Below are 11,977 nucleotides of genomic sequence, written 5' to 3'. Positions count from 1 at the left end.
TATAGTTCACTTTTTATTTCGTGGTTTTTTCTTAAGACTTTCAACTCTTAATTTGTCATAAATTTTTTCTCAAAAATATACTTGATTTAAAAAATTTTTTTGACTTGTATTAGCAAAATCAGGCTTTTTAATTTCAATTCCTTTTTTGTATTTTTTTACACATTCTAATTTAAATTCTATTGAATATTTCATAAAAAATTCCCTTTTCTATTTTTCTAAGAAAAGAGAATCTGCTCATTTTTACATTGATCTTTTGTTAAAAAGATGAAGATTTCAAATAAATGAGAATTTTTTGTTTGAACACTTAGATTGGTAACAATTTGGTTCTTAAATATTTTACATATGCTTTTTGTTAAAGTAATTTATCGTTTTATATTTATTTTCGAAAAGCGTAATTTTTTAAAATTTAAAATAAAGAAAAACTAGTTCTCAAACTTGTTTTTCTTTATTTTTGAAGCAATTTTGCTATTTCTTCTTTGTAAATTGGTTTATTATCTACTCAAGGAGTTTCTAAAATAATTGGAATATTATCAAATAAAGGATCATGCACTATTTTTTGTAAAGTCTCAAAGCCAATAAAACCATTTCCAATATTTTCGTGTCGATCTTTTTTAGAATTTAACTCATTTTTGGAATCATTTAGATGAATAACTTTTAAATAATTTATTAATCTAGTGGATTTTATTTTTGCTATAAATTCTTCATAATTGTGCAAATTATATCCTGCATCTCAAACATGACAAGTATCTAAACAAACACCAACACGTTCTGAATTAACAGCTTCTACAACATAAACTACATCTTCAAAAGTTGTACCTACTTCAGTACCTTTTCCAGCCATTGTTTCGATTGTAATTACTACGTTTTTTGTTTGTGAAAGTATGTATTTTAAAGATTTAATCAATTGTTCAAGAGCTTGTTTATTAGTAAAAGTTGTATAAGAACCGGGGTGTAAAACTAAATATTTAGCTCCAATGTAATTCATCCGTTTTATTTCTTGAATTAAAAAATCATTGGCGAATTGGTGTTTTGTCACACTTGAAGGATTTACTATATAAGGGGCATGAACGATAATATCTTCAGGTGGGATAAGATTTTGATATTTTTCTAAATAAGTTTGTAAATTATAATTAGCAAAATCAACCCTTTTAGTTGTTTGTGGAGCACCTAGGAAAATCATCATTGTGTTTGCTTTATTTTGAAGTGATTCTTCAACTGCATTAGTTAAATAACCGGGTTTTTTAAATGAAATATGAGAACCTAATTTAATCATTTTTTCTTTATTTTCCTTATAAATTGTAAAGTATTTCTTCTAATAATTCAATTTTTATGTCAAAGCTATTTTTAAAACTTTGTTCTAATTTTGCTTTGATATCAAAAACAAAAAATTGTTCAATTAAATGTGAAACTAAAAGAACATTAACCTTTTTATAAACAAAAGCCAATTGATCTGATCACTTTAAATCTGAAGTTATTACCAAATCTGCTTTATGTTTTTTGGCTAATAAAACTGCTTCAATTCCAGCTGAACCTGGTAAAATTGCTAATTTTTTAATTGTTAAATTTTTTTGCAAATTTGTTTGTAAATGCTTTAAATTTAAAGTATTTTTAACTTTTGAAACAAGTTCTAAAAATTTAATATTAGTGTTAACTAAAAGATTATAATCATCAATTGCTTGTGTTGAAGATACTTGTAAATCCAATGAAGATAAAATAGCTCTAGCTGTTGCGTGATTACTTGAGTCATAATTTGTATGCAAAGAAAAAACACTGATTTTTGCTTGATTTATAGCTTTGACCATTGTTTTTTTATATGGACTAAATTGATAATTTTCTTTTTTGGTTTTATAAAATAAAAAAGGGTGGTGAGTAATAATCAAATTAACTTTTTGTTGCAGTGCTCGAGTTAAAATATCAGGTGTTAAATCAATGCAAATAATAATTTTTGAAACTATATTATTAAAATAAAAACTAAAACCTGATTTATCTCAAAGTTCAGCTTTTTCAAGTGGAAAAATTTCATTTAAAAAATTAGAAATTTGACTAATTGTTGTTTTCAAATTAAATTAAATCCCTTTGTTTTCACTTTTTTTGTGGATGTCTTAATTTTTTAAGAATTTCAGATTCAATTTGACGAATTCTTTCTTTAGTTACTCCTCTTTCTTTTGCTAATTCATCAAAACTATGGATTCTGTATTGTTCACCATTTGGATCAGTTCCAAATCCATAACGTTTCATAATGAACACTTTTTCATCATTGTCAAGATTATTTTCAATCATTTGTTTTAAAATTTTAGTTTTTTCTTCTCTTTCAGAGTAATCTATTGGAGAAATTACACTTTCGTCTTTAATAAAATCTGAAAATGAGCTATCTTCTTCTTTACCAATTGCTTTGTCTAAAGAAATAGGGTCAATATTGATTTTTTTAGTATATCTAACTTTTTCAGCTGTAAAATCACCACCCATAACTTCAGCAATTTGCTCATCAGTTGGAGTAACCCCATATTCTTGCTGTAATTCTCTTTCGATTTTGTTAATTTTGTTAATAGTTTCCACCATATGCACAGGAATACGAATTATTCTTGCTTGATCAGCAACAGCTCGAGTTATTGCTTGTCTAATTCATCAAGTTGCATAAGTTGAAAATTTATATCCTTTTGTATAATCATATTTATCAACAGCTTTTAAAATTCCTTGATTTCCCTCAGAAATTAAATCAATAAAAGTAAGACCACGATTTTTGTATCTTTTAGCGTTATTAATTACTAAACGTAAATTTCTATTAATCAATGTATGTCTTGCTCTTTTACCTGCACGACCACCGTTTTTGATTTGTTTTGCCAAATTATTTTCTTCTTCAGGAGTTAGTAATTTTCCATATTTTCCTATTCAACGCATATATCATTTGATGATGTCATTAGTATCGGATAACTTATTTTTATAAGCTGCATCGTTCAAAATATATGGACTTTTGGAATTAATATGAATTTTGTCTAGTTCAATATCATGAATATCCCTAATTTTTAAATCATCTTCAAAATCATCGTCATCCAAAGAATCATCTTCAAGAAAATCGTCATCATCTTTTAGTGATTCCATAAAAGCTAAATCAGAATCTGAATCGTCATAATTGTGATGACTTAGATCATATTGTTTTTCTTTGATTGTTTGGGCAAAGTCTTTTACATCAATATCTTCTTTATCTAAATCATCAGCATCTGTATTTAGAATTTTGTTTTTAATTAATGTATTTAAAAATTCTTCAACTGCTTCATCTGTATCTAATTCAAGTCTATTTTTTTCTAAAAATTGCATAACTTCGTGTTGTGTTAAATATTTTTTATTTAACGCTTTCATTCCTGCTTTTAATTCTTTAATTAATGATGACATATCAAAAGAACCACTTTTTTCTGATTTTGTTTTAGAACTTGTGGATTTCGTAGTTGTTTTAGTTGTGTTTTGCTTTGTAGTTGTGCTTTTTTTAGTTGTTTTGGTTTTGGATTTAGTGGTTGAGGCTTGATTTGCGCTTGATTTTGTTTGAGTTTTCTTTGTAGATGAATTTTTTGCTGGTTTTTTTGAAGAACTTAATGTATCAGTTGTTGTTGCAGATGTAGAAGTTGTTTTTTTTGTTGTCATAATAACTCCTTTTAAGGATTGGATTTTATTTTTGTAGTTTGTTTTTGTTTAAACTGTTTTCTTTTTGTGTTTCTGATATAGAACGTTTAATTTCTTGTTCTGAAGAAGTTTTATTTTTTAATAATTTCGAAAGTGTTGCAATTTTTTGTTTTTGTTTTTCTATATTTAAAGTTTTAATCAGCATTTCTATTTTATCTGCAGAAGTTTCTATTTTTAATGTTTTACCTTTGATAGTTGAAGACGCATTAAGGTTATAATAAACTTTTTTAATCACATCTAAATTAAAATTAGTAGCTACTAATTCAGAATAGTAACTTTGAAATATTGAAGTTTGAAATTGATAATTAAAAAAAGTGATAATTTTTAAAAATTCAGGTTTATGTAATAAAGAAAATAAAAGAATTTTTTCTGATTGAGATATATTAAATACTTTTTTTTGAAATAGTGGGTGTTTAGGTTCAACACCTAAAGTTTCTAAATCGTTAGAAGTAGGTATTAGTGATAAATTGTCGTTGTTAGTAGTAGTTTCTGGATAATAATATCTTGAATTAGAACTTCAGCGATTTACGAGTTTTCAAGAAGCCTTAGGAATAGAAAAATCTTTTTCAGCTTGTTCAATAAAATTGTTTTGAAAATTTATAGAATAATGTTGTAAATATTTTGAAAAATCATAAATAAAAGTATCTAGAGTTTTTAAATCATTTTTAACAATTTTTTCAGATAATTTCTTGTAAACTCAATGAATTGCATCTTGCGTGTTGTCCAGTTCTAATTTTAATGATCCTTTACCATTTGTAACAAAATATTGATCTGGATCTTTTTCTAATTTTCTTTTTAGTACTTTGATAGAAATTTTATTTTCTAAAAGTAGTGAAATTGACTTAAGTGACGCATCAATTCCTGCTTGGTCTGAATCTAAAATTAATATGATTTCAAAAGGTTTTAAATAAGAAATGTGATCTTTTGTTAATGCTGTACCCATAAGAGCAACAACATTTTTAACTTCATCTCTAAAAAAAGCAATCACATCCATAAATCCTTCACAAATTATCAAAGTTTTTGAAGCATTGGCATATTGAATTGCATTTGAATAGTTATATAAAATTTGTGATTTAACAAATAAAGAATTAGCAGACGAATTAATATATTTTGGCCCTAGAGTAGAATCTAAGATTTTACGAGCTGAAAAACCTACAATTTGACCTTCTGAATTTTTAATCGTAAAGATGATACGATCTTGAAAAATGTCTGTCTTGTTTTCAAAGGAAAGAAGTGAATAATTTAGTAAAATTGCTTCATCATGTCCTTTTTTTAACAATTTCTCTTTAATTCCTGATTTTGGACAATATCCCAAAGAAAAATAATCAATTATTTCTTTTGTTAAATTTCTTTGTAGTAAATATTTTTTAAGATAATCAGGACTATTTTGTTTGAGTTCTAAAGAAAAAAATAAAAACGCATCTTCTAGTGCTTTTAAAGCTTTTTCTTCATTTGGAGTAAATTCTTTAACATTTTTTGCGATAAGTGAAGAATTTAAGTTTAGATTGAATGTTTTTTCAAAGTATTCTAGGGTTTTTAAATCATTTCAATTGTTAAGACGTTTAACAAAATAATAAACATTGCCACCAACATTGCAAGAAAAACATTTAAAGATTTTTTTAGATACAGAAACAGATAAAGAAGGTGAAGAATCTTCATGAAAAGGACAAAGACCTAAAAAGTCATTTCCTTTTTTACTTAAATTTATAAAATTTGAAATTACTTCAAAAATATTAACTTGATTGATTATAGTTTCAATTTCTTTATTTAGCATTAACCTTATTTTGCCTTTTCTAAGAAGTTAAGCAATTGATCAATTGCGATTCTACTTTGTTTCATAGAATCACGCTCACGAATTGTAATTGTATTATCTTCTAAACTTTGATAATCAACTGTAATTGAAAAATAAGTACCAATAGCATCTTGAATTCTATATCTTTTTCCTATTGAATTATTTTCATCAAATGTTGCAGAAATAGAATTTTTAAGAAGAAGATTATAAATTTCCAAAGCTTTAGGACTTAGTTTTTTAACTAAAGGAAGAATAGCAACTTTAAATGGAGAAAGAGAGTAAGGTAACGCTAAAAGACTTCTTTTTTCTTCGTTTTCTTCTAATTTTTCTTCTTTGTAAAAATTAGTTAAAACTGCTAACAACAATCTATCAACTCCCATAGATGGCTCAATTATATAAGGAAAAAATTTTTGATTAGTAAGGGGATCAAGATAATCTAATTTTTCACCTGAAGCAGCTGAATGAGCTTTTAAATCAAAATCAGAACGATTTGCTAATCCGATTAGTTCTCCTCAACCAAATAAAAATAAAAATTCAATGTCGCTAGTTGCCAATGAATAATGCGCTAATTCTTCTTGCTTATGATGTCTAACTCTTACTAAATCTTTGTTTATTTTTAATTCATTAAATAAAAAATCTTGAATTTTGTTCAAATAATCATCAAAAATTTGGTTAGCTTGTTCTGGATGACAAAAGATTTCAAGTTCCATTTGTTCAAATTCTCTAGTTCTAAAAATAAAATTACCTGGTGTGATTTCATTTCTAAAAGACTTACCAATTTGACCAATACCAAAAGGCAACTTTAATCTCATAGACCTTTGAATATTTTTAAAGTTAATAAAAATTCCTTGAGCAGTTTCTGGTCTTAAGAAAATTTTTGATTTTTTATCTTCAACTACACCTTGTTGGGTTTCAAACATTAAATTAAATTGTTTTATTTCTTCTCATCGTGTTGCTGAATTGTCATATTTTAAAACTTTTTCTTTTAAAAGTTCTAAAATTTTCTCTTGTGAAAAGTCATTAAAATTCAGATTTGGAAAATGTTCTTCAAAAAGATGATCAACACGATAACGCTTTTTATTTACTTTATTTTCTATTAAAAGATCATTAAAATTGCTAGTGTGGCCTGAAACTTGTCATACATTTGGATTTAATAATATTTTGCTATCAATTGCAAAATTGTTATGAATCTTAGTTATAAAATAATCTCACCAAAGATCTTGAATGTTTTTCTTTAGTAAAACTCCTAAAGGACCATAATCTCAAGTGTTTGCTAAACCACCGTAAATTTCAGATCCTTGAAAAACAAAACCGAATTGTTTTAAATGATTAATTAAAGTTTGCATTTCTATTTTGTTTTCCATTTTGTTCCTTATTAAAATTTATTTTGCATCATTGAATTGAAAATACCACCTTTGTTTTGTGACATTTCCTTCATTTTTTTTGACATTTGTTCAAATTCACTCAAAAGTCTATTGAATTCTTGTGAACTTCTACCAGATCCTTTTAAAATCCTTCTTTTTCTTGAATCATTTTTTAGTAATTTAGGTTTTTTTCTTTCTTCTAAAGTCATAGAAGATATTAAAATTTCATAAAGTTTTATTTTCTTTTCAGCTTCAGTAATTTGTTCAGCATTTATTTTATCTGCCATACCAGGAATTAATTTAATAATTTTAGTAATCTTTCCTAGTTTTTGAATTTGATATAAACTATTTAGTAAATCATCTAAATTAAAATTTCCTGAAAAGATTTTTTTACCTATTTTTCCTATTTGATCTTTGTCGATTACTTCTTCTGCTTTTTCGATTAGTGAAAGTACATCTCCCATACCTAAAATTCTAGAAGCCATTCTATCTGGATAAAATAAGTCAAAATTTGTGATTTTTTCACCAGTACCGATAAAAACTATAGGAATTTTTAATAATTTAATAAGAGAAAGTGCTGCTCCACCTCTTGCATCAGAATCTAATTTTGTGATAATTGAACCACTTAGAGTAATGTTTTCATTAAATGTCTTTGCTACATTTATAATGTCTTGACCTGAAAGAGCATCAGCAACAAAGAAAATTTCATGCGGTTTGGCAATTTTTTCTATGTCTTTTAGTTCTTGCATTAGTTTTTCATCTATTGAAAGTCTACCAGCTGTATCGATAATCACTAAATCAAAATCATTGGAACTAGCGTAGTCAAGTCCTGCACTTACAATTTCTTGTGGAGTACTATCTTTTTGTGAAAAAACTGGAATGTTAATTTGTTTTCCTAACTGAATTAGTTGTTCAATGGCAGCAGGACGGTAAATATCAGCAGCAATTAATAAAGGTTTGTGAATATGTTTTTTTCTAAGTGAAAAATGAGCAAGTTTTGCAACTGTTGTGGTTTTTCCAGAACCTTGAAGACCAACTAAAACAATTTTTTCTATTGGTCTATTATATTTAATTTGTTTTGGTTTTTCACCTAGAACTTGAACTAAATTTTCATTTACGATTTTAATAAATTGTTGTTGTGGATTTAATGTTGAAGTAATTTCGGTTGCTAAAGCTTTTTCTTTAATTTCTTTAATAAAATCTTTAACAATCAATAAGTTAACGTCAGCTTCTAATAATGCTAATTTGATTTCTCTAATAACTTCATTTAAGTCTTCTTCCTTAAGTGTAGTTTTAGCATTCATTTTAGCAAATGATTTTTGAAATCTTTTACTTAAAAAATCTAACATAAAAAATACAAAAATTTTTCTATTATTACATAGAAAAATTTAAATTATATTATTTTTGACTTTCTTTAATTTGTGCCGCTACTTCTTGAGCAAAATCTACTGACTGCTTTTCGATTCCTTCTCCAACTTCAAATCTAACAACTTTTAATAATTCTGAATGATTAGTTTCTAAATATTTTTGAACTGTATATTGTTGTTCTAAAGCATATTCTTGAGCAACTAGAACATATTTAGCTAATTCTTTATTCATCATTCCTCTTAAAATATTTTCTTGAATTTTTTCTGGTTTACCTGCTAGAGCTGGAGATGCTTTGAATTCTTGTTCTAATTTTTTAATTTGTTCTTGAGGAACATCTTTGACAAAAATGTATTCAGGATTTAAAGCTGCAACGTGCATTGCAATATTTTTAGCAACTGCTTCTTTTTCTGATTTTATTAATACTATGGAAGCAATTTGTCCATTGTGGTGAATATAAACTCCTAATTGTTCATCAGATTTAATTGCAACTTTTTCAAATCTTCTTAAACTAATTTTTTCTCCAATTGTTGCTGTTGCATCTGTTATTGAATCTTCAATTGACTTTCCTGTTTTAGTTTTTAATTTAAATGCTTCTTGATCTGAAGAAAATTCATTTTCTAATAAAGTTTGTGAAATTAAATGTAATAATTCAACAAAATTTTTATTTTTTGCAACAAAGTCTGTTTCTGAGTTTAATTCTACTATAACACCATGTGTTTCATTTTTAGTAGCAAAAACTAAACCTTCAGCAGCAATTCTATCAGCTTTTTTAAGTGCTTTAGTTTTTCCGTTTTCTTGTAATCAAGCAACTGCTTTATCTAAATCAGCACCTGTTTGCTCTAAAGCTTTTTTGCAATCAATAAAAGGTGCATCTGTAATTTCTCTTAATTTTTTAATTTTTTGCATCAAGTCTGCTGCCATTTTATTCTCCTTGTTTTTGGTGTTTATTTTCTTCTTTTTGTTGAGAAGTTACTTCTGGTTTTGCTTTAGCCACAAAACTTTTGTGATGTACTTGATTTTGAACTTCTGCACTTACTTTTCTAAATTTATTTAATGCTTTGTGTTCTTTATCAGGATCTTCTGGAAGAACTATATTTTCTGTTGGTTGGTAAGCAAATAAAGCTTTTCCGCCTTTAGCTGTAGCAATAGCATCTGCTAAAACTGTAAAAATTAATGTAATTGATTTTACAGAATCATCATTTGCTGGAATTCCAAAATCTAATAAAGAAGGATCGGTGTTAGAGTCCATAATTCCTATTACTTTTACTTTTGCTTTTTTAGCTTCTTTAATAGCAATAATATCTTTATTTGGATCTGCTACTAACATAATTAATTTATCATTATTTATGAATTTTAATCCTCTAATACCATTTAGGTTTTTTTGTAACTTAGCAAGCTTTTTAGACATCAATACACCTTCTTTTTTGGTGTAATTACTGAAGTTATTTTCAGCATGTTCTTCTAATTCTTGCATTTGTTTTAGTCTAGATAAAATTGTTTTTTTGTTTGTTAAAGTTCCACCTAATCATCTTTCTGAAACATAGATTGAATTTGTTCTTTCAGCTTGAGCTTCAACTACTTTTCTTGCTTGTTTTTTAGTACCTACAAAGATAAATGAAGCACCTTTTAAAGCCAATTTATTAATTAATTGATAAGCAATTTCAAGTGTTTTTTGAGTTTTAACAACATCTAAAATGTGAGTTCCATTTTTTGGTCTTTTTAAAATGTAAGGTTGCATTTTTGGATGTCATTGTGAAGCTTTGTGTCCAAAATATGTTCCAGCTTCTAAAAGTTTTTGCTTAGAAACAATAGGAGTTAATTCTGTTTGTTGTGAATTTTCTTTAGTGTTTTCATTTGAAACATTTGGTTCTGTTGATTTTGTTTTATTTTTTTTTTCCATTTTTGAATTTTCTGATTTTAATGTCATTGTTTATGTTCCTTTAGTTTGTTTTACTTCTTAAAATTTCTAACGGCTAGCACAATTTTGCACACCCAACCGAATCCATTTTAATGCTTATTTTTGTTATAATTTATCAAAATCTTTTGTTTTGACATATATTCTTAAGTAATAGTTTACAAATTTTACTACAAAAGCGTAATAAATTAAAGAAATTTAAAGCATTTTATCAATAAATTCAACAAAATCAATAATTCCAGGATATGTAAGCATTAGCTCAAAACCGTTTTTGGTTAAATATTCAATTGTTAAAGATTTTTGTTTTGCAAAATCAATTTTATCAATACTTATCAAGAAAAAACGCTCTTCTGTTTTAAATAAAATAACAAAAAAAGCACAACCAAAGTGTTGTTTTATTTTCTTAAGATAATTTATTTGATGTTTTGGAATGATGTTTAAACTTAGTTTATTTTCATTTGTGCTTTTTGCTTCAAAAGCCAAAAAAATTCCTTTGTAAATTCCATAATAGTCGACTGTGCTTTTTCTAGAAATATAACTTTTTTCTAATTGCAAATCATCATTTACTTTTTTAAATTGAATATCTAAATTTTTCTTATGACAAATAGCAATATTATTTTTTCAGTAAAAATCTATTGTTAGATTAAGAATTTTTTCTAAAATCATCCCTTTGTTTTTCATTATCATACAATTAACATTTATAATTTTTTAAAGTTTTTTCTCAAAAAAGGGAAAAATTTAAGAAAAAATCAAGAGAAAGTTAATTTATGATAGGAATTGATATTGCAAATATTCAAAGATTTAGAAATAAATCTCAAACTTTTTTAAAAAAAATTCTTCACAACGAAGAAATTTTAGAATATTCTTTACTTGATTTTGAAGAAGATAAATTAAGATTTTTAGCAACTAGATGAGCAATTAAAGAGGCCTTGTTTAAATGTGATAATTCTTTTTTTTATTTTAATAAAATTAATTTAAAATATAATGATAGAAAATACTTCATAGAACATTTTGAAAAACAATTTTTTATTTCTACTTCCAATGAAGAAAACATTGTTGTAGCAGTTGTTATGAAGATCAAGGAATAATATGATAATTAAACTAAAACTTGTATTATGAAGCTGATTATGAGCTTATAGAATCAACAAAATTAGATCACTTTCAAAAAAACACATAAAGAAAAAGAAGGAACTTTCGCCACACTTTAGATCTAGTTTAGTATTAAAATATACAAAATCACTACTAAAACTTTATAATGTAAAAGTTGAAATAAAAGGTTATGAAAATCTACAAAAAACCCCAGCAATGGTTGTGGCCAACCATGCTTCTAATGCTGATTCGTTAATTATTTATTCTGCTTTAGAAAAACAAAATAAAGATGAACAAGATAAAGAAAATGTATTAACTTTTTTAGCAAAAAAAGAATTAGAAAACAAAAAGGTTACTAAATGAATTCTTCAATTAATAGATACTTTCTTTATTGATAGAAAAAAAATTAAAGAATCATTTACTACATTAGTTGATTTTGGAAAATTTGTTAGAGATAAAAAAACTTATGGTGTTGTCTTTCCAGAAGGAACAAGAACTGAGGATGGACATATTCAAAATTTTAAAATCGGTGCGTTTAAAATTGCTAAAAAACAATTTTTACCTATAATTCCAATAACAATAAATAATTCAGGAAGAGTTTTTGATAGCAATAGAAAAGAAAAATTAGTTGTTGAAGTTATTATTCACAAACCAATTAAAGCTCCTTTTGTAGCATCTCAACCTGCAGAAGCACTTGCTCTAAAAGCCAAAAATATAATTGAACAAAACTATGTCAAACACACAGCTGAAAAAGAACTAAAAAAAGGTAAATAA

The 11,977-nt window shown here is 25.8% G+C and carries 11 protein-coding genes and 1 pseudogene; 2 read left to right on the top strand and 10 right to left on the bottom strand.

What is annotated here, in order from left to right; translation table 4 throughout:
- The 10 genes and pseudogenes from F801_RS0102870 to recU form a co-directional block, all read right to left on the bottom strand.
- Window positions 1-192, bottom strand: a pseudogene (locus tag F801_RS0102870) (IS3 family transposase); the annotation flags it as partial.
- A gap of 253 nt (window positions 193-445) precedes the next feature.
- Window positions 446-1,273: a deoxyribonuclease IV gene (locus F801_RS0102865; RefSeq protein ID WP_013302228.1), complete on the bottom strand. Its 828-nt coding sequence runs from the start codon at window positions 1,271-1,273 to the stop codon at window positions 446-448.
- A 16-nt stretch (window positions 1,274-1,289) separates the two neighbouring features.
- Window positions 1,290-2,060 (bottom strand): Nif3-like dinuclear metal center hexameric protein, encoded by a 771-nt coding sequence (locus F801_RS0102860; protein ID WP_014335584.1) that lies wholly within the window; start codon window positions 2,058-2,060, stop codon window positions 1,290-1,292.
- Between the two features lies 1 nt (window position 2,061).
- Window positions 2,062-3,636 carry an RNA polymerase sigma factor gene (locus F801_RS0102855; protein ID WP_020104618.1) on the bottom strand — a complete coding sequence of 525 codons (1,575 nt, stop codon included), beginning with the start codon at window positions 3,634-3,636 and terminating at the stop codon, window positions 2,062-2,064.
- Between the two features lie 25 nt (window positions 3,637-3,661).
- A complete protein-coding gene (gene dnaG, locus F801_RS0102850) occupies window positions 3,662-5,449 on the bottom strand; it encodes a DNA primase (RefSeq protein WP_014335586.1) in 1,788 nt (595 codons plus the stop codon).
- A 5-nt stretch (window positions 5,450-5,454) separates the two neighbouring features.
- Entirely contained in the window at window positions 5,455-6,831 is a 1,377-nt protein-coding gene (locus F801_RS0102845; RefSeq protein WP_020104617.1) for a glycine--tRNA ligase, read from the bottom strand.
- A gap of 11 nt (window positions 6,832-6,842) precedes the next feature.
- Complete coding sequence (gene ffh / locus F801_RS0102840; protein ID WP_020104616.1) at window positions 6,843-8,180, bottom strand: signal recognition particle protein; 1,338 nt, start codon at window positions 8,178-8,180, stop codon at window positions 6,843-6,845.
- 49 nt (window positions 8,181-8,229) lie between these two features.
- Window positions 8,230-9,120 carry a translation elongation factor Ts gene (gene tsf, locus F801_RS0102835; protein WP_014335589.1) on the bottom strand — a complete coding sequence of 297 codons (891 nt, stop codon included), beginning with the start codon at window positions 9,118-9,120 and terminating at the stop codon, window positions 8,230-8,232.
- Window position 9,121: 1 nt separating this feature from the next.
- On the bottom strand, window positions 9,122-10,126 hold the full coding sequence (gene rpsB, locus F801_RS0102830; protein WP_015084181.1) for a 30S ribosomal protein S2: 1,005 nt from the start codon (window positions 10,124-10,126) through the stop codon (window positions 9,122-9,124).
- A 186-nt stretch (window positions 10,127-10,312) separates the two neighbouring features.
- The gene (gene recU / locus F801_RS0102825) at window positions 10,313-10,801 is read right to left on the bottom strand and encodes a Holliday junction resolvase RecU (RefSeq protein ID WP_014335591.1); all 489 of its coding nucleotides are present in this window, start codon (window positions 10,799-10,801) and stop codon (window positions 10,313-10,315) included.
- 80 nt (window positions 10,802-10,881) lie between these two features.
- On the opposite strand from recU, the gene F801_RS0102820 reads away from it, so the two are divergent.
- The gene (locus F801_RS0102820) at window positions 10,882-11,202 is read left to right on the top strand and encodes a 4'-phosphopantetheinyl transferase superfamily protein (protein ID WP_013302237.1); all 321 of its coding nucleotides are present in this window, start codon (window positions 10,882-10,884) and stop codon (window positions 11,200-11,202) included.
- Window position 11,203: 1 nt separating this feature from the next.
- Window positions 11,204-11,977 (top strand): lysophospholipid acyltransferase family protein, encoded by a 774-nt coding sequence (locus tag F801_RS0102815; protein WP_013302238.1) that lies wholly within the window; start codon window positions 11,204-11,206, stop codon window positions 11,975-11,977.

It is taken from the genome of Mesomycoplasma hyorhinis ATCC 17981 (assembly GCF_000383515.1).
Classification (GTDB): Bacteria; Bacillota_I; Bacilli_A; order Mycoplasmatales; family Metamycoplasmataceae; genus Mesomycoplasma; species Mesomycoplasma hyorhinis.
Note: the sequence above shows the minus strand (reverse complement) of the source record. Positions and strands in the feature narration are given on the sequence as shown.